Annotated in this window: 17 protein-coding genes; 9 read left to right on the top strand and 8 right to left on the bottom strand. The window is 61.5% G+C overall.

Annotation, left to right across the window (positions count from 1 at the left end):
- Window positions 1–18: 18 nt before the first annotated feature.
- Entirely contained in the window at window positions 19–1,734 is a 1,716-nt protein-coding gene (locus ACZ5WW_RS19800; protein ID WP_377169207.1) for an amidohydrolase, read from the bottom strand.
- A 73-nt stretch (window positions 1,735–1,807) separates the two neighbouring features.
- Between ACZ5WW_RS19800 and ACZ5WW_RS19795 the strand changes: the two genes are divergently transcribed.
- A complete protein-coding gene (locus ACZ5WW_RS19795; RefSeq protein WP_377169205.1) occupies window positions 1,808–2,110 on the top strand; it encodes a hypothetical protein in 303 nt (100 codons plus the stop codon).
- Window positions 2,111–2,113: 3 nt separating this feature from the next.
- Here ACZ5WW_RS19795 and hrpA read toward each other — a convergent pair whose 3' ends face one another.
- Window positions 2,114–5,887, bottom strand: a complete 3,774-nt coding sequence (gene hrpA, locus ACZ5WW_RS19790; protein WP_377169203.1) for an ATP-dependent RNA helicase HrpA — start codon at window positions 5,885–5,887, stop codon at window positions 2,114–2,116.
- An 87-nt stretch (window positions 5,888–5,974) separates the two neighbouring features.
- Between hrpA and ACZ5WW_RS19785 the strand changes: the two genes are divergently transcribed.
- Complete coding sequence (locus ACZ5WW_RS19785; protein WP_377169201.1) at window positions 5,975–6,709, top strand: DUF1003 domain-containing protein; 735 nt, start codon at window positions 5,975–5,977, stop codon at window positions 6,707–6,709.
- Window position 6,710: 1 nt separating this feature from the next.
- On the opposite strand, the gene ACZ5WW_RS19780 is transcribed toward ACZ5WW_RS19785, so the two are convergent.
- Together ACZ5WW_RS19780 and ACZ5WW_RS19775 are read right to left on the bottom strand one after the other, a co-directional pair.
- Complete coding sequence (locus ACZ5WW_RS19780) at window positions 6,711–7,136, bottom strand: hypothetical protein (RefSeq protein WP_377169199.1); 426 nt, start codon at window positions 7,134–7,136, stop codon at window positions 6,711–6,713.
- A gap of 61 nt (window positions 7,137–7,197) precedes the next feature.
- Complete coding sequence (locus ACZ5WW_RS19775) at window positions 7,198–7,674, bottom strand: cupin domain-containing protein (RefSeq protein ID WP_377169197.1); 477 nt, start codon at window positions 7,672–7,674, stop codon at window positions 7,198–7,200.
- Window positions 7,675–7,806: 132 nt separating this feature from the next.
- Between ACZ5WW_RS19775 and ACZ5WW_RS19770 the strand changes: the two genes are divergently transcribed.
- The 4 genes from ACZ5WW_RS19770 to sufD are packed head-to-tail and all read left to right on the top strand — an operon-like array spanning window position 7,807 to window position 11,914.
- Window positions 7,807–8,262, top strand: a complete 456-nt coding sequence (locus ACZ5WW_RS19770; protein ID WP_377169195.1) for a Fur family transcriptional regulator — start codon at window positions 7,807–7,809, stop codon at window positions 8,260–8,262.
- A gap of 19 nt (window positions 8,263–8,281) precedes the next feature.
- Window positions 8,282–9,037 (top strand): Fe-S cluster assembly ATPase SufC, encoded by a 756-nt coding sequence (gene sufC / locus ACZ5WW_RS19765; protein ID WP_377169193.1) that lies wholly within the window; start codon window positions 8,282–8,284, stop codon window positions 9,035–9,037.
- A gap of 37 nt (window positions 9,038–9,074) precedes the next feature.
- Window positions 9,075–10,523 (top strand): Fe-S cluster assembly protein SufB, encoded by a 1,449-nt coding sequence (gene sufB / locus ACZ5WW_RS19760; protein ID WP_377169191.1) that lies wholly within the window; start codon window positions 9,075–9,077, stop codon window positions 10,521–10,523.
- Window positions 10,524–10,555: 32 nt separating this feature from the next.
- Window positions 10,556–11,914, top strand: coding sequence for a Fe-S cluster assembly protein SufD (gene sufD, locus ACZ5WW_RS19755; RefSeq protein ID WP_377169189.1), 1,359 nt, complete (start codon window positions 10,556–10,558; stop codon window positions 11,912–11,914).
- Window positions 11,915–11,927: 13 nt separating this feature from the next.
- Here sufD and ACZ5WW_RS19750 read toward each other — a convergent pair whose 3' ends face one another.
- From ACZ5WW_RS19750 to ACZ5WW_RS19740, 3 genes are all read right to left on the bottom strand, one after another.
- The gene (locus tag ACZ5WW_RS19750; RefSeq protein ID WP_377169187.1) at window positions 11,928–12,506 is read right to left on the bottom strand and encodes a 3'-5' exonuclease; all 579 of its coding nucleotides are present in this window, start codon (window positions 12,504–12,506) and stop codon (window positions 11,928–11,930) included.
- Between the two features lie 69 nt (window positions 12,507–12,575).
- Window positions 12,576–13,697, bottom strand: coding sequence for an alanine racemase (gene alr, locus ACZ5WW_RS19745; RefSeq protein ID WP_377169185.1), 1,122 nt, complete (start codon window positions 13,695–13,697; stop codon window positions 12,576–12,578).
- Window positions 13,698–13,712: 15 nt separating this feature from the next.
- Entirely contained in the window at window positions 13,713–14,288 is a 576-nt protein-coding gene (locus tag ACZ5WW_RS19740; protein WP_377169183.1) for a DUF1802 family protein, read from the bottom strand.
- An 87-nt stretch (window positions 14,289–14,375) separates the two neighbouring features.
- On the opposite strand from ACZ5WW_RS19740, the gene ACZ5WW_RS19735 reads away from it, so the two are divergent.
- The 3 genes from ACZ5WW_RS19735 to ACZ5WW_RS19725 are packed head-to-tail and all read left to right on the top strand — an operon-like array spanning window position 14,376 to window position 16,872.
- Entirely contained in the window at window positions 14,376–15,773 is a 1,398-nt protein-coding gene (locus ACZ5WW_RS19735; protein WP_377169181.1) for a DUF1501 domain-containing protein, read from the top strand.
- The gene (locus ACZ5WW_RS19730) at window positions 15,770–16,291 is read left to right on the top strand and encodes a hypothetical protein (RefSeq protein WP_377169179.1); all 522 of its coding nucleotides are present in this window, start codon (window positions 15,770–15,772) and stop codon (window positions 16,289–16,291) included. The genes ACZ5WW_RS19735 and ACZ5WW_RS19730 overlap by 4 nt, the downstream gene beginning before the upstream one ends.
- Window positions 16,291–16,872, top strand: a complete 582-nt coding sequence (locus tag ACZ5WW_RS19725) for a methyltransferase domain-containing protein (protein WP_377169176.1) — start codon at window positions 16,291–16,293, stop codon at window positions 16,870–16,872. The genes ACZ5WW_RS19730 and ACZ5WW_RS19725 overlap by 1 nt, the downstream gene beginning before the upstream one ends.
- Here ACZ5WW_RS19725 and ACZ5WW_RS19720 read toward each other — a convergent pair.
- Window positions 16,859–18,250 carry a neutral/alkaline non-lysosomal ceramidase N-terminal domain-containing protein gene (locus ACZ5WW_RS19720; protein WP_377169174.1) on the bottom strand — a complete coding sequence of 464 codons (1,392 nt, stop codon included), beginning with the start codon at window positions 18,248–18,250 and terminating at the stop codon, window positions 16,859–16,861. The two genes, ACZ5WW_RS19725 and ACZ5WW_RS19720, sit on opposite strands and share 14 nt — an antisense overlap.
- Window positions 18,251–18,326: the final 76 nt, after the last annotated feature.

The raw sequence follows: 18,326 nt of genomic DNA, 5'->3' as shown, positions 1-18,326 counted from the left end.
AAGCGCGATATCTTCGAGTCACTCCTTCTCGAAGACGACTTTCCCACCCAGCCAGGTTTTGAGCACCTGGGTTTGCACGAGGTCGTCGATGGGGCAGGTCAGAGGATCGCGATCGAGGAGGATAATGTCGGCGAGTTTGCCGGGCTCGAGGCTGCCGGTGTTTTTTTCGGACTTGAGGAGGAAGGCGTTGTTGGAAGTGTAGAGGCGGATGGCTTCCTCACGGGTGAGGCCGTTTTCAATGTGAACGGGCTGGTCGAGCTTGCGTGCCTTGCGGGTGATGGAGGTCCACATGCCGAGCCAGGGATTGTAGGGATTGATGCTGCGGAAAGAGCCGATCTTCTGCATGTGGTCGCTGCCGCCTCCGACGATGACTTTTTGGTCGAAGCAGGCACGGAGAGGCTGGAAGCGCGACATGCGCGCCTCGCCGAAATGCCCGGTGAGCGTGCGCCCGTCCATGTGCAGCCAGATGGGCTGGAGATCGATGCAGACGCCGAGCTTGGCAGCCTTGGCGATGGAGTCCGGGTGCATGAAATTGCAGTGGGTGACACTGCTGCGCGCGGCGCGGATGCTTCCGGGCTTCTGACCATCGACGGCCTCGTAGGTGTCGATCAGGAGCTGCACGGCGGCATCGCCGACACTGTGGGCGGTGAACTGCAAACCGGAGGCGGTGACTTTTTCGACGAGCTGCTTGAGGCGGTCGGCGGGAATTTTCTGCACACCACGATATTGAGGATCGGTGATGCCGTAGGCTTCGCTGATGCCCCAGGGCTCCAGCATCCAGGAGCTGCCGGTAAGCATGCCGCCGTCGAGATAGACCTTGGTGCCGATGATCTGCAGCATGGGATCTTCCTTGGTCAGCGGATGCTGGATGACTTCGTCGATGGCTTTTTCACAGGCCGGCCAGAGGCTCATGCTGGGAATGCCTGGAGAGGGGCGCATGCGCACGGTGAGATCGCCATTGGAGAGCATCTTTTGATAAAGCTCGCACTGCTTGAGGCTGGAGTCGCGATCTGCCACGGTGGTGAGGCCGACGGAGTTGTAGTCGTGGAAGAGCTCCACGGTGCGGCGGTAGGTGTCCTCGGGTTTGGGAGACTTTACCGAGATGGGTGCCTTGACGTTGTGGCTGAGGCTGCGGAGCAGTCCGGTGGGTTCGCCCTTGGCGTCCACTTCCATTTTGCCGGCGCTGCCTGCGGGCACTTTGTAGTCGCGGCTGTAACCGCCGAGCTTGAGAGCCAGACTGTTGAGCATGGAGTCCGGCCCGGTGGAGAAGACGACAGGATTGTTGGGTGCGATGCGGTCCAGCTCCTCGCGCGTGGGGTAGCGCTTCTCTTCGAGGCGGGTGATGAAAATCTGCCGCACGCTGATGAGATCGCCCGGCTTGGAGACTTTGACGCGTTCGCTGAGGTAGGCGAGCACATCGGCGATGGTCTCCATCGTGGGGATCTCGTGGTCAAACTCGATCATCGCCGCGCCGGGATGGACGTGGGAGTCCATGAGTCCCGGAAGGACGGCCTTGCCCCCGAGATCGACCAGCTGGCTCCCCTCCCCTTTCAGCTTCAGGACGTCGTCATTGCTGCCGACGGCCTCAATGCGTCCATCTGAATCGATAGCGATGGCTTCGGCGATGCGGAAATCTTTGTCCACTGTGACGACCTTGCCGTGATGGAGGATCAGGGCCGGAGCGGCGTGCAGGGAGACAGATGCCAGGGCGGTGAACAGGAGCGCGAGTTTCATCCGCATACCAACGCCGTAAAAATCCAGTTTGTGCTTCTCTGAATCGTCAGCCCGTGCTTGGTTGAATCCAGCAATGGCCATCTCCAATGTCGAAAACAAAGAGTCCCAGATCCGGGTGTATGATGAAAACAGCCAGTGCGTGGGACACATGCCAAACAAGCGGGTGGAGATAGCCGGATTTACCTCCGACTTCTTCGTCACCGTGGAGGGTGGCTGGATCCGCACCTATGACCAGGAATGCGAGCGCCTGGGCAGCATGAGCGGCATCGGTGTCACCGTACGCAGCGTGTCGGGCGGAAACTTCACGGTGTCCGAGGCGGGTGATGTGAGGACGTATGACCGAAAGTGCAAGGAAGTGCGTCCGCGCCGCACTTGACCGTCACACCCACATGGCCTCCAGCCGCTTGGCGCTCACGGGCTGGGCGGTGCCAAGCTCCTGGGCGAAGGTTTGAACGCGGTATTCCTCGAGCATCCAGCGGAAGGTTTCATGCTGCGATTTGGGCACGTGAGACTGCCAGCCGTCGAAGTCGGCGATGAGGTTGTATTTCTCCATGTCCTTGGCGGGATTCGCGAGGCAGCGCTCGTTGCGAATCTGGATGGCTTTTAAGTAGCGCGGCAGATGCTGCAGCTGCTCGTGCGGCGTGGTGGCCAGGAGATCGGCAGGAATGAGGCGGGCGACATCCTGCTCCAGGCCAGGGTAGCGTTTGGGCAGGGCGAGAAGCTTGGCGCGCAGATCGTGGATCTGGGTGAAGAGTGTCTTCACACGATGGGTGACCGCAGGGAGCTCGCGGCGGACGGTTTCGCACAGCTTGAAGAAGCGCTCCTGGGTGAGAGGAAAAGTGGGCTGCAGACGCAGCATGTGCGCGAGGATGTGCTCGTGGGCCTGCTGGGCGAGATTGGACGCGGGCGCTGCAGCGGGAGCATTAAGCTGGCTGAGCGCGGCCTGGAAACTGGCGGGCTGCTGCGGCTTGGCGGAAACTGAACCGCCGATGCTGCGGAGTTCCTTGGGCAGCCAGGCGAGATCTTTGCTCAGCGTGTTTTCGGCAAGCTTTCGGACAGCCGCAGGCGTGCCGCGGGCAGCTTCGGCAGCCGTGCGGAAGAGTCGCACGTCCACTTCGCCGTCACGCAATACGAGACCGAGATAACCGAGAACAGGAGTGCCGTTGATCTCTTCGACGACGATGGATTCCGGCAGATCGCCAAAGGACCAGGTCTTGAGGGCGAAGCGTTCGACGCGGGGCAGTGTCTTTTCCCAGGCATCCGAGCGCGGGTTCTGCTTCTGCACACTGCTGCGGAGCTCGTCCAGATCGCGGCTGGCGGCGATAACAGTGTTCTTTTTCGGATCGAGCACCTCGACACGCGGCTGCAGGTGCGCTGGCAGGCTTTGAGGAGGCCAGTCCTCCGCGCGCACATGGATGCGGTAGCGGCGCGTGATGAAATCAGCGAGCGCCGCATGAAAATCCTCCCGCCCGGGATCAAAAGCGGCGGCAATCTCGCGCGCCTTGGGATCGATGGGCATCAACTGGCGGCGGATGACTTTCGGCAACGCACGCAGCATGACGTTGGCAAGCTCTTCCCGGATGCCGGGCACCATCCACTGGATCTGACCGGTGGTGAGATGACCGGCAAGTTGCGCGGGCACGCGCACGGTGACGCCGTCGGTTTCCTCGCCTGGCTGGTAATTGTAGGTGACCGGCAGCGCGGTATTGGCCAGGGCCACCTGATCGGGAAACATCTGCAGGTCGGCCTCAAATTCTTCGCCAGCCGTGAGATCGTGCTCGGTGGCGCAGAGGAAGTCCGGCTGCTCCTCGATGTGCTCTTTGACGAGACGATTGAGGTCATGAATGGACGAGACGTTTTTAATGCGCTCGTCGTAGAAGCGGAACAGACGCTCCTCGATGGCATAGACGCGATTGCTGCGTACGCGGGTGAGCATGGTCTCGATCTTTTGGCGCAGCTTGTTGTTATGCGTGTAGAAGCGCTGAGTGATGGGCACTTCCTGACTGTCAATGAGCGCAGCGCGAATGAACATCTGAGTAGCCGCCACGGCATCGACCTTGAGGAAGTCGATATGCTGACGCCTCACCTCCAGGCCGTGAATAAGGACACGCTGAGTCACGAGCACGCGCCCCGCTTTGAGGTTCCAGTGTGGCTCGCTGTATTTGAACTGGCAGAGATGCGCACCGAGTTCAGCAATCCAGTTGGGGTCAATTTTCGCGAGCGTGCGCGCAAAGAGCTGCGAGGTCTGCACGATCTCGCCAGCGACGATCCACTGCGGCTGGCGGCCTTTGTCCTGACCCGGCTTGCCCTTGCCATTCTTCTCACGGCGCTCGTAAAGGTTTGAGCCGGGGAAGACGCAGACCTGGCGGTTGCCCGCGGCCTTGTAGAGATTGCGCTCCTCCTTCATGGCGATGTGGCCGAGCTGAGCCGTGAGGATGGAGCGGTGGATGGCGTTTTGCGTGGCCTGATCCAGGCCGCTGTCATCATCGGATGAGCTGGCGGCCTGATTTTGATTTCGCTGCCGCTCCCGGGGGCTGGAGCTGTTTTTCAGATCATCGCTGAAGCAGTCACAGAGCTGCTTCCAGACATCGCGCCACTCCTGCATGCGGGTAAAGGAGAGAAAGCTGCCTTTGCAGAATTTGCGCAGGGCGTTGCGTGAGTTGCCCGTGGGCTCAGGCGAGGCGCTCCAGATCTTAAAGAGGGTGAGAAAATCGGAATCGGGTGCCGCGAAGGCTTTGTGGGCGGCGTTGGCGAGTTCGCGTTTTTCTTCGGGCCGCTCGCGTGGATCCGGGATGCTGAGACCGGCGGCGATGATGAGCATCTCTGGCAGGGCTTTCTCAATGCGTGCCTGGAGCAGCATGCGGCCCAGCGTGGGGTCGAGCGGCAGACGGGCGAGCTCGCGACCTAGCGGCGTGAGTTCATGCACTTCGCTGAGGGAGCCAAGCTCGTGGAGCAGATCGTATCCGGCACGGATGGCAGCGCTGACGGGCGGATTGATGAAGGGGAAGTCCTCGATCTCTCCGAGCTTGAAGGCCTTCATGCGCAGGATGACCTCGGCCAGATTGGCGCGCTGAATCTCCGGCATGGTGAAGCGATCGCGCTTTTCAAAATCCTCCTGCGAATAAAGACGGATGCAGACGCCGTCCTGCACACGCCCGGCGCGGCCCGCACGCTGGTTGGCGCTGCTCTGGGAGACGGGCTCCACGGGCAGGCGCTTGGTGCGGGTGCGGGGATTGTAGCGGCTGATGCGGGCGAGGCCTGTATCCACCACATAGCGAATGCGCGGGATGGTGATGGAAGTTTCCGCCACGTTGGTGGCGATGACGACGCGGCGCTTGCGCCCCGGCTGGAAGATGCGCTGCTGCTCGGCGGAGGCCATGCGGCCAAAGAGGGCGAGGACTTCAAAGCCAGCACCCAGACGGCCATCAAGAAGATCGCGCGTGTCGCGGATGTCGCGCTCGGTGGGCATGAAGACGAGGACGTCTCCGTCGTCGGTTTCGATGAGGGCGTTTTCCACAGCGGCCACGGCGCCGTCGATGAAGCCGTAGTCATCCTCCCCGCCAGCAAGAGGCGCATAGCGAATATCCACGGGATACAGACGGCCTGAGACTTCGATGATGGGGGCACCGCCAAACGCGGCTGAGAAGGCCTCAGTGTCGATGGTGGCGGAGGTGACGAGGAGCTTGAGATCCGGGCGCTTCTTCAGCAAGCCGACGAGGTAGCCGAGGAGGAAGTCGATGTTGAGTGAGCGCTCGTGCGCTTCATCCAGAATGAGGACGGAGTAGGCCCGGAGCATGGGATCGCTCTGGATCTCGGCCAGCAGAATGCCGTCCGTCATGAATTTGATGCGGGTGTCGCGGCTCGTGTCGTCGCTGAAGCGCATCTTGCAGCCCACCTCCCTGCCCCAGGGCACGTTCAGCTCTTCGGCCACGCGTTTGGACACGCTCATGGCCGCCACACGGCGCGGCTGGGTGCAGCCGATCTGGCCGCGCACGTCCTGCAGGGCCTCCAGGCACATCTTCGGCAGCTGGGTGGTCTTTCCAGAGCCCGTCTCGCCCGCGAGAATGACGACCTGGTTCTGACGGATGGCCGCGATGATCTCCTCACGGCGGGCCGTGATGGGGAGGTCTGCGGGATAGCTGATCTGCGGCATGGGGCGAAAAGGGGGCGCGAAGAGTAGGCGGAAAATGAAGAATGACGAATTCCGAATGACGAATGTGCCGGAGATGTATTGTCCAGGATGGAATCCACCCGCGCCAAGTCGGCCCCCATGGGGGTCTGTTCTGTCACCGGCAAGACACAGCCTCTGGCCAAGATGCAGATGCTGCGGGAGCTGCGGCCCAACATCTCTCAGACGCTGCGCAACCGTCATCCTGAGCTGGCTGAGGACTCGCTGCTGTGCGCAGAGGCGGTGAATGCCGCACGGCTCGAGTATGTGCGCCATGTGCTTGAAAACCAGGTGGGCGACCTGACGCGGCTGGACGAGGAGGTGGTGGAGAGCCTGCACAAGCACGAGGTGCTGAGCGAGCGCCCGCTCTCTGAGATCGAGGAGGAGCAGCACCTCACCTTTGGCCAGCGGCTGGCGGACAAGATCGCAGACTTCGGCGGCAGCTGGCGCTTCATCATCCTTTTCTGCTCCTTTTTGCTCGTGTGGGTCGTCATCAACTGCGGCGTGCTGCTCAAGCAGCCCTATGACCCCTACCCCTTCATTTTGCTGAACCTGATGCTTTCATTCCTGGCCGCCCTTCAGGCCCCCGTCATCATGATGAGCCAGAACCGCCAGGAAGCGCGCGACCGCCAGCACGCCGAAGGGGACTACAAGGTGAACCTCAAGGCCGAGCTGGAAATCCGCCACCTGCATGAAAAGATGGACTACCTGCTGCACCAGCACACGACGAAGCTGATGGAGGTGCAGCAGATCCAGCTGGACCTGCTGCGCGAGCTGGCGCATTCACGGACCAAGGCAGCCAATTGATTCAGATAGACCGTGGCAGCGGACCGCGAGGTGTCAGCTCCACGTTCTGGGCAGGCAACGGCGCACCGTCCCTGATCCAATGGCGGAGAATCTGCGCATCCTTCCTGGAGATGGCATGCCCGCTGGGTGGCATGGCCCCCGGGATTTCATCCGGGAAAATGACCACCTGATAAAATCGGCTGGCCTCAGGCCTCCCAGGCACAATCCAGCGGGAGCCGATGAGCTTCGAGATCGCCCGGGTGTCGTTGATCGGCGGCATGGTGGAGAGGCGGTTGTCTCCATGGCAGTGCACGCAGTTGTGCTCCAGCACACGGAGCGCAGCCTCAGACTTGCCAGTTTCGGCACGGGCGGCGGTTTCTTCACTCACAGGCTGTGCGCATGAAGACAGCAATGCGGTGAACACGAGCAGCAGGCGCAGGCTTTTCATGCCGCACAGTTTGCCAGATCTTCGGCCTCAGGGAAACTGCAATGCATGCGCAGAAATTGGCTCACTCCTCGCCTTTGAAGTAGTCCGCCTCCTGCATTTCAAAGACCTTCCGCTGCGGCTTGGTCATCCATTTGCCGGAGTCGGGGTAGTGGATCACATCGGCGCGGGGCTGGTCGGCAACGACGATGAACGTCAGGTCTTCGGAGCCGTTGTTGATCAGCTGATGAGCCTCGCCGGGCGGAAAAACAAGGTAGTCGCCTGCCTTGATGGACTCCTTGCCGGCCGGGGTGCGCACCTGGCCGAAGCCGCTGAGGATGTAGTAGGCCTCCCACTGCGCCGAGTGCTCATGCAGGGGAAAATTGACTTTCCCCGGCGGGATGCGGTGGATCTCAAGGTCAAAAGGGTGCCCCCCTCCCCAGGTGCCCACATCCTTCTGCCCACCGGCGGCGATGGAGAGCGAGCGGCGGGCAAGGCCATACTTGCCCAGAGGCGAGTTTTGCTGGGTCCAGGGGAGATCTTCGGCGTGCGTGCGGGTCATGGATGCAGGATGTAGCACGCCAGTGGTGGTTTGGCGTCGCCGGGAGCAAAGAATTTTCAGGGAAAATGGCATCCCCGCTTGCCAACAGGCCGTACCCAATGCAGTTAGAATCATTCTAATTCTAAAGTTGTCATGCCCCCCTCCCCTTCACGCACTCCTGCCAAACCTTCCGGTCTGGACTGCCGTCTTGCCGTGCTGGGTTCGGACGTACGCCTCACGCCGCATCGGCGCGAGGTCTTTGAGGTACTGGCCTCCTCCACGGACCACCCCACGGCCTACGACATCCTGGACCGGGTCAAAAGCCGCAGCCCGGGCATCTCCCTGGCCACGGTGTACAACTGTCTGGAGCACCTGACCACCGCCGGCCTCATCAAGCTCGTCCATCTGGAGCGCGGACAGTCCCGCTACTGCGCAAACCTGCACGAGCACGTCCATTTCCACTGCGAGTCCTGCGGCAAGGTCATCGATGCACATCCGGTGACGGATTTTGACCCTGCCAAATTCTGGAATCTCCCCGCAGGCACCAAGGTGACCCGGACGGACCTCGCCATCCACGGCACCTGCTCCGCCTGTGCCGCCAAATCATAACCCCCATTTCTCCTCCCACATGTCCCTCGAAATTAAAGCCCTCCACGCCCAGATCCCCGGCCGCGAAATCCTCAAAGGCCTGAACCTCACGATCAACCCCGGTGAAGTCCACGCCATCATGGGTCCGAACGGCTCTGGCAAAAGCACCCTGAGCAAGGTCCTCTGCGGCCACGAAGACTATGAAGTCACAAGCGGCGAAGTCCTGCTGGATGGCGAAAACATTCTCGACATGGCCGTGGACGCCCGCAGCCGTGCCGGCCTCTTCCTGGCATTCCAGTACCCGCATGAAATCCCTGGCGTGAGCAACGCCAACTTCCTCCGCGCCGCGCTGAAGGCCCGCCTGCCCAAGGGCGAGGACATCGACGCCGTGAAATTCTACAAGCAGCTCTACGCCCGCATGGACCAGCTTGAGATGGACCGCAGCTTCACCAGCCGCAGCGTCAATGAAGGCTTCTCCGGCGGTGAAAAGAAGCGCAACGAGATCCTGCAGCTCATGATGCTGGAGCCCAAGTACGCCATTCTCGACGAAACCGACTCCGGCCTCGACATCGACGCCCTCAAGATCGTCTCCCGTGGCGTGAACGCCATGCGCAGCGAGAACCGCGGCTTCCTCGTGATCACCCATTACCAGCGCCTGCTGAACTACATCCAGCCTGACATCGTCCACGTCCTGATGGACGGCCAGATCGTCCACACCGGCGGCAAGGACTTGGCCCTCAAGCTGGAGGAGAAAGGCTACGACTGGGTGAAGGAGGAGATGCTGGCGGCAGCTTGAACATCTCACCGGCTTTAAACCCTCAACTTTTCTTCTTATGGTCTCCGCTCCTGACACAACCCTCGAAGCTCAAGCTTCCGAAATTCCCGACATCTCCGACATCAAGGTGGACAGCGTCGGCGATTTCACTTTCCCTGAGCGCAATAAGTACGACTCCGGCTTTGGCATCACCGAAAAGACGGTCGATTACATCGCCGATGTGAAGGGCGACCCCGACTGGATTCGTGAGTTCCGCCACAAGGCGCTCAAAGTCTTCCAGGAAAAGCCCATGCCCACGCATTGGGCCACCAAGGATCTGGAGAACATCAAGTTTGACGAATTCCGCTACTACCTAAGCGACGGCCAGAAGCCCAAGCGCTCCTGGGACGACGTGCCCGAGGACGTGAAGAAGACCTTTGACCGCCTGGGCATTCCTGAGCAGGAACGCAAGTTCCTGGCGGGCGTGGAGGCGCAGTATGACTCCGAAGCCGCGTACTCGAACATCAAGGCGGCGGTTGAAGAACAGGGCGTCATCTTCGTGAACAGCACCGAAGGTCTGCACAAATACCCGGAGATCTTCAAGAAGTGGTTCGGCAAGGTCATCCCCACGGGTGACAACAAGTTTTCCGCGCTGAACAGTGCCGTGTTCTCCGGCGGCTCCTTCATCTACGTGCCCCCGGGCGTGAAGGTGAAGCACCCGCTGCAGGCCTACTTCCGCATCAACAGCGAGCAGTTCGGCCAGTTTGAGCGCACGCTCATCATCGCTGACGAAGGCGCGGAAGTGATGTACATGGAAGGCTGCACGGCGCCGAAGTTTGAAACCGCCACGCTGCACAGCGCGGTGGTGGAACTCGTCGCCATGAAGGGCGCCAAGATCCAGTATGTGACCGTGCAGAACTGGAGCAGCAATGTCTTCAACCTGGTGACCAAGCGCGGCATCGCGCATGAGGACGCGGAAGTTCGCTGGATCGACTGCAACATCGGCAGCCGCCTCACCATGAAGTACCCCGGCGTGATCATGAAGGGCAAGCGTGCCCGTGGTGAAGTCATCAGCATCGCCCTGGCCAACAGCGGCCAGCATCAGGACACGGGAGCCAAGATGGTTCACGCCGCCGATGACACGACGAGCAACGTCATCTCCAAGTCCATCTCCATCGGCCAGGGCCGTAGCACCTACCGCGGCCTCGTTCACATCCCGAAACACCTCAAGGGCTGTAAGAACAACACCGAGTGCGATGCGCTGCTGATCAACAGCAACAGCCACACGGACACCTACCCCGCGATCAGCGTGCGGGGCAACCAGCACTCCACGCAGCATGAGGCCAGCGTGAGCCAGGTGAGCGCGGATCAGATTTTCTACCTCATGCAGCGCGGCCTCACCGAAGCCGAGGCCATGAGCCTCTCCGTGAACGGCTTCATCAACGATCTCGTGAAGGAATTCCCGATGGAATACAGCGTGGAACTCAAGCGCCTCATCGACCTCGAAATGGAAGGCAGCGTCGGCTAACCAGAACCACCGGCCCAACAACCTCCCCTGCCATGTCCGCCACTCTCGCACCAGCCCCCAAAAACACTCCCGCCCCAGTGTCCCCCGACTCCGACTCCCCTGCTCCTTCCGGCCTCGAAATCACCGTGCCTGTGCGCGATGAAAAATCCGCACCCGGCTGGTTCCTGGCCCGCTCCGAAGCGGCCTGGGCTGAATTCCAGGCGCTGCCGATGCCGGGCATCAAGGACGAGAACTGGCGCTACTCCAGCTCGAAGAAAATTGAGCTCGCTGATCACACCCCTGCCGCCGCACCCACGGCTGCAAACACCGCCGCTGCTCTCGCGGCCACAGAGGGCCTCAAGGAACGTGCCGCACGCTTTGTCTTCGTGAACGACGTGCTCGTCGAGTCCGACACCGCAAACCTGCCTGCCGGTGTGGTCTGCGTGACCTTCGCCGAGGCTCTGCGCGATCACAGCGACGTCCTCAAGCAGCACTTCATGCAGCGCGAGATGACGCTCGGCTCCGCCAAGTTTGCAGCGCTGCATCTCGCGCATGTCAAAGCTGGCGTGGTGGTCATCGTCCCCAAGAACGTGGCCATCGAAAAGCCCGTCGAAATTTTCCACTGGGTGGTGGGCGATCACGCCGCCATCTTCCCGCACACGCTCGTGGTCACCGGAGACAACGCCGAAGTCAGCGTGGTGGATCACTACCGCAGCCTCGACGGTGAAGGCGGGCTGAGCATCGCCATTGCCGACCTCGTGGGCGGTCGCGGCAGCAAGATCACCTACGCCGCCTGCCAGGAGCTGGCGGATGACGCGCAGGCGCTGCACCTTTCCAGCATCGTGGCCGGACGTGATGCTGCGGTGAAGAGCTTTCAGGTGCAGCTGGGCGCGAGCTTCAGCCGCAGCGAGAGCGTGAGCGACCTCATCGGAGAAGGCTCCCGCAGCGACATGCTCAGCGTGTCCCTGCCCATCGGCGAGCAGATCGTGGATCAGCGTACGCTGCAGAACCACAAGGCCCCTCATGCCAGCAGCGACCTTCTCTACAAGAACGCCCTCTACGGCAAATCGCGCAGCATCTTCAGCGGCCTCATCACCGTGGATGAAGGCGCACACTACACCGACGCCTACCAGACCTGCCGCAATCTGCTCAACAGCAACGAGGCCGAAGCGACGAGCCTGCCAGGCCTCGAAATCAGTGCTGACCAGGTGAAATGCAGCCATGGCGCCACGAGCGGCCCCATCAGCGACGAAGAACTCTTTTACCTCAAGGCACGTGGCATCAGCGACAGCGAAAGCCGGAAGCTCATCATCGAAGGCTTCCTGGCCGGTGTGATCGAGCGCTTTGGCAACGGCGAACTGCTCGACACGCTGGTCGCCCGCATTGATGAAAAACTGGAGCGTGCCGAGTAAGGCGGGTCCCGGCTCAGACCACGGCAGGAATCACCCCGACGGACAGATCCACCGGGCATTGGGTGACGCTTGGCGTGAGCCGTTCCCACATGTACTGCACGGCCCTTGCCAGCAGACGCACGTCCACACGCGCGTCATGCCGTTTCACCCCCTTGCTGGAGACCCCCACACGGCCGAGCACGGCATCCAGCCCGTGCCCGCCTTTGCCGCCCCAGATTTTGCGGGAAAAATCACGCGAATCCAGAGCGCTTGTCTCACGCACGGGAATGCCGTGGCGTTTGCAGTTTTCGGCGATGAAGCGCATGTCGAAGCGAATGCCGTTGTGCGCAATGAGCGTGGCATTCTCTCCGACAAAGCGGGAGAAATCCATGAGGACATCCACCGGTGAAGGGGCGTCCGCCACCTGCGCCTGCGTGATGCCGGTCAGCTTGGTGATGAAAGAGGGGATGCGGTTCTCGGGCCGGACGTAGCTGTCAAAATATTCCCCCTGGTCCCACCGTCCAGCCGTCACCTTCATCGCCGCGATCTGGATGATCTCGTGTTGAGAAGGGAGGAGGCCGGTGGTTTCGAGATCAAAGATGACAATATTCATGAATGCGGTCGGAACACGCCTTCGCATCCCGCCTCTTTGTTGCGGTCATCAGAGGCCGATTGCAAGCCTTTAAACGTACACCCTTGGAACACGGGTGTTGATGTTGGTCAGTACCTCGTAGGCGATGGTGCCTGCCGCATCTGCCACATCCTGGGCGGTGATGGACTCAGAGCTGTCGCTGCCGATGAGGGTGACGGTATCTCCATTGTAGGCGGTGCCCCACTCCAGATTCACCATGAACTGGTCCATGCACACACGTCCGACAATGGGGTGACGCTGGCCGCGAATGAGCACGGAGCCACGGTTGGAGAGGGCACGAAAATAGCCGTCCCCATAACCGACCGGCACCGTGACCACGCGCACTTGATGGTCGCTGCTCCAGGTGCCACCGTAGCTGATCGGGCTGCCCGGTTGCACCACCTTGAAAAACACGACCTGGGATTTCCAGCTCAGCGCCGGTGTCAGTTGCACCGGGCGCAGCACGTCCTTGGAGGGATACACGCCATAGAGCATGATGCCCGGCCGCACCAGGTCCAGATGACTCTCCGGCAGTTGCAGCACACCGCCGGAATTGGCAATGTGGCGCAGCGGAGTCTGCAATCCGTGTTTGGGATAGAACTCCAGCACCTCAAGAAAACGGGATAGCTGCTCCCTGGCGGCAGAGAGGTCGGAATCGTCCGAGCAGGCAAAATGGGAGTAGATGCCCGCCACCTCCACATTGGAAAATTGCAGGCTGGCCTCCAGCAGCTTCTCAGCGCTGTACCAGTGCACCCCGATGCGCTCCATGCCGGTGTCGATCTTCAAATGCACGCATGCCTTGGTCTTCACCGCCGCAGCCGCCTCGTCGATCTGCCTCAGCTTGTCCACGGATGAGGCGGCCATCATCAGGCCATGCTGGATGAACTGCGGGATCTGCCGCGTGGCCACACCACCAAAGACGAGGATGGGGATGCTGATGCCCGCCTGGCGCAGGACGATGGCCTCCTCCAAAAGGGCCACCCCAAGGCAGGGGGCCCCGTGGTTCATCAGATGCCGCGCCACCTCGACGATGCCGTGGCCGTAGGCATTGGCCTTGACCACCGGCATGACCTGCGCCGTGCCCACATGGGCGCGGATGGCGTCATAGTTCTGCGCGATGGCGCCGAGGCTGACCTCGACGTGGGCTGGGCGGATGGCGTCGGCTGGGTTCAAGTCGGGGACACTCGACTAACCCAGGATCGCTTTCAACTTCGCAGACACATCGGCAAAGGCTTCGTCGCTCAGCGCAGGTGTGGCAGCGGCAGCCAGTGGCAGTCCTTCCTCCGGCAGGGTGATCCAGGAGCGGCAGCCGCCGTAGCTCTTCGCATAGGGGAAGTGCCAGTTCTGCGGCAGCCTGTAGGCACGCACCAGCGCGATGTGCAGGCAGCTCTCGTCGTCATAGACAAAGCGCTCCTTCACCACGTCCTCGTTCCAGATGTGCAGCGGGGCCAGAGCGGCCACCTTGTCCCAGTCCGTGACCTTCCAGACCTGCTCCAGCGTCGCGCAGCCGTCGATGTCCACGCTGGTGCGCTGCTCCTCGGGCGGGAAGTCGCGCTGAGTATTTTCCGGCACCCAGCTGAGCTTTTCGGCCTGATTGTGAAACCAGGTGGGGAAGAGGAAAAACTGGCGGTGCTTCCACTCAAAGCCGCCGCGGCCTTCATGGATGCCGCCCTTGCGGAGAATGATGCTGAGGCGGCCCTGCGCGAGGGCATCGCAGACGAAGGACCATTCTTTGAATCCGGTGGGGGTGGTAAGGTTGGGCATGTGTGCGGATACATCGCCGCTCAGCCCCCCGCAAGTGCTGGCAGAGCGTGGAAAGTGCGGCATGCTGCGCCACGTTTGACTCCTCACATGTCATCCGCCCGCAATCCCACCGGGGCCTGCACCCAAATCAGCCGCCGCCAGCTCCTTTCCGCCGGCGGGCTGGGGATGTTTGGCCTCACGATGCCCCGCTTTCTCCGTGGCCTGGAAAGCCAGGGGGCGGACAAGCTCATCGCGCGCGCCAAGTCGGTGATCTTCTGCTTTCAGTGGGGCGGCCCCAGCCACCTGGAGACTTTTGACATGAAGCCGGACGCGCCCGAGGGCATTCGCGGCTTTCACAAACCCATCAAGTCCAATGCCGACGGCATCTGGGTCTCAGAGAAGCTGCCAAAGACCGCCAGGGTGATGGACAAGGTGACACTGGTCCGCTCCGTGCATCACACGATGAAGAACCACAACAGCGCCGGCTACTACGCTCTGAGCGGCCATGCCCCGCCCAGCGATGACCAGCGGCTGAAGGATTCGCCGGAGCTTTTCCCCGCCTACTCCTCCGTGGTGGACAAGATCGCGCCGCTGAGGGGCGAGATCCCCACGTCGGCCACCTTCCCGTACATCGTGAGCGACGGCTCGGTGACACCGGGCCAACGCGGAAGCTTTCTGGGCAAAGAACACGATCCTTTCATCGTGCTGCGCGACCCAAACGCGGCGGGCTTTGCCCTGCCAGAGCTGAGCCTGCCCAGCGGGGTGAGCTTTGAGCGGCTCAATGCACGCCGCGAGCTGCAGAAGCTCGTGGACTCCCAGGCCCGGTTGCTGGACTACTCCGCCGAGGCACGGGGCATCGAAAGCTACTACGACAAGGCGCTGGCCATGCTGCACAGCGAGAAGCTGCGCGCGGCCTTTGACCTCACCAAGGAGCCCGACAAAGTACGAGACGGCTACGGCCGCACCCCCTATGGCCAGAGCCTGCTGCTGGCACGCCGTCTGGTGGAGGCGGGGGTGAAGTTTGTCACGGTAAACTTTGCCCAGAGCATCGGCGGACAGAGCACCACTGAAGGCGGCTGGGACACGCACGGCTTCAATGACACACGCATGTTCCCCATCATTGAGAAGTACCACCTGCCCATCACCGAGCAGACGCTGCCGACCTTCCTCACGGACCTCGATGAGCGCGGCCTGCTGGACGAGACGCTGGTGGTCTGGATGGGCGAGTTTGGCCGCACGCCCAAGATCAACAAGAACGTCTCACGCGACCACTGGCCGCAGTGCTACACCGCACTGCTGGCAGGCGGCGGTGTGAAGCGCGGCTACGTGCACGGCGCCTCGGACAAAAACGGGGAACACCCTGCGGACAAACCAGTGAAGCCGGATGATCTGGCCGCCACCATGTACCACCTGCTGGGCATCCAGCCAGACACCGAGGTGCGTGATGTGGTGAACCGTCCCGTACCCATCAGCTACGGAAAAGTCATCCAGGAGATCATCTCATGAAAGCACTGCTCACCACCCTCTGCCTTCTGGCCTGCGCCAGTCTCAATGCCAGGGATCTTGGCATGAGTCCTCTCTTTAAACACTACATCGGCAGCTGGAAAGCCGCTGGTGAACTCAAGGGGGAAAACAACACCCTGGAGATCAAGGAGGAATGGACCGGCGCAGCGGAGGGGGACAATTCCTTTGTGATCAAAGGCACCCGCACCATCAACGGCGACACCCAGCCCTTTCAGTGGACCATCACCTACAATGAGGGCGCAGACAGCTACGAAGCGAACCTCACGGGCGCTGACGGCTCCCAAAACATCCATTTCGAAGGCCATGTGTCTGAGGTGAATCTCACGCTCGAGCTCAAGGCCATCACCGGCAGCGGCCAGAGCAGCATCACCATCACAGAAGCGTTCGCAGGCACAGGAGAAGCCAAAGATGTGATCGAGAGCAAGGTGACCTTCACTGGAGATGCAGGCCAGACGACGCTGGAAGGCGTAATCAAGCACGAGAAGGAGAAACAACCGTAGTGAACATCACCAACTGGGACCAGGCGTATCAGGAGAACTTCACCCCGTGGGACAAAGGCCTGCCAGCCCCTCCGCTGGCGGAATGGCTGGAGCACAACACCCTCACAGGCCGCGTGCTCGTGCCCGGCTGCGGCGTGGGCCACGATGTGGCTCATCTGGTGTCGCGCGGCATTGACGCCCACGGGCTCGACATCGCCCCCACGGCTGTGGAGCGGGCCAGGGCGCACTACCCCCAGCTGGCGGAGCGCTTTGTGTGCGCAGATCTGTTTGAGTTTCGCGGTGAATACGATGCCATCGTGGAGCACACCTGCCTCTGCGCGCTGCCGCCCGAGTGGCGGACGAAATACCGGGATGCGGTGGCGGGCCTGCTGAAGCCCGGCGGGCTGTTCGTTGGCGTGTTTTTCATCAATCCGGAAATGGACCCAGGTGAAACAGGGCCGCCGTTTGGCATCGCTCATGACGAGCTCAGCGCCCTGTTTGCCCCTCGCTTTGAAGTCCTGGAAAGCTGCATCCCGGCCAAGGCCTACCCGGGCCGTGAGGGACGTGAGTGCTTTCGCGTGATGCGGCTTACTGCCGCCTGATCTCCCCGGACAAAGGCGACGCAGGGACCATGACCCGCCGGGTGCTGAAATCCTGCGGCACCAGCTCTTTGACCGTACCTGCGATGATGTCTTCAATGCCGGAGGCAAACCGGGTGGGGCGGCCATAATACACCATGGCTCCGCCGCCTTCATAGCCTCCTTCCTCCCAGACCCGCTGAGATGGGATGTAGCAGGGCACATCGTTGGTGTAGCCGTTCACCCAGGTGCGGGCGGGGTCAAACTCACGTTTGAAACGCAGGCTGTAATCCACCACCACTTCCCCCGGGAGATTGATGGTGATCAAGTCGCTGCCATAATTCCATACCTGGATGCTGTATGGCAGCGCAGATGGAATTTTCTCTCCTCGCCCGAGCATGGCGAGATGCTGCCGGGCATGATATGCCGTCCATTTGTTCGGGTCAGCCGCCCGTGCCTGCCATTCCTCCTGCTTGGGCAGCGTGTCGTATGGGAGCATCACCTCGCGCTGGGCACAGTTGAGCGGGCCGTTCAAAGTCTGCATGGGACTGTTGATGAGGCGCACGGTCTCCTTGGCGATGCTGACGCCATGATCCACGGCAAAACGGTTCTCCCTGCGCGGGTAGGGGTTCTGGTCCGCACCACAGCCGACGGCGATGAGGCAGACAGAATCCGGAAAGCGCAATTCGAGTTCTTCGTGTGCCAGACCCGCCCAGTCGCCGTGCAATTCATTGATGCCCAGCGTCGTACAGTGACAGGCGTAGCTGATGTGCGTGGCAATCAGCTTCTGCCCATCAGCAGAACGGACACACAGCACGGGCAGCGCGCGGTCCGTTGGCCCGCTGAAATTTTGCGCATTTTGGAACCCGGCATCTGTTTTGAGCCGGCGGTTGAAGGCGAAATAGACCTTCCCCACATTCCATTCGAGCTTGGCCGGCACCATCTTGTCCAGAGCCCGGGTCACGATGCTGACGATGTGCGCGGTCAAATCCTCCGTGTAGCGCTCGATGTGCTTGGCGTGCTCCGCCGGCAGGTCTTCCCCGAAAAGACAGGTCAGCACACCTTTGAGCATCGGTGCACAGTGCGTATGCGTTGAGTGCAGGGCGAAGCGCTCGTCAGCAAGGGCCCTGCCTCCGGCAGCAAGCCGTTTCAGCACTTCGGCACGGACAGCCCCCGGCACACCGCAGTTGTCGACACAGACAAGCACTGCGGGCTTGTCGCCACGCCACTGCAGGGCCAGGGCATTGGCATGCAGACGCTGCGCGACCTTGGTGGCTTCCTCTGTCCGGCTGCCGTAGCCGCTGAGCCTTACGGGATAGTCGGGAGTGATGTCCACATCCGCCGCACCAGCTTTCCAAGCCACAGCCTGCTCCGCCAGCAGCGGCGAATGAACCAACAGCAAGAATATCGGGAGGATGATTCGTCGCATTTGTCCGATTATGGACAAATACGACGAATGCTGACAAGGCTAATGTGAC

Source organism: Prosthecobacter fluviatilis, assembly GCF_055388355.1.
This window is presented reverse-complemented; position numbering and strand designations above follow the sequence as displayed.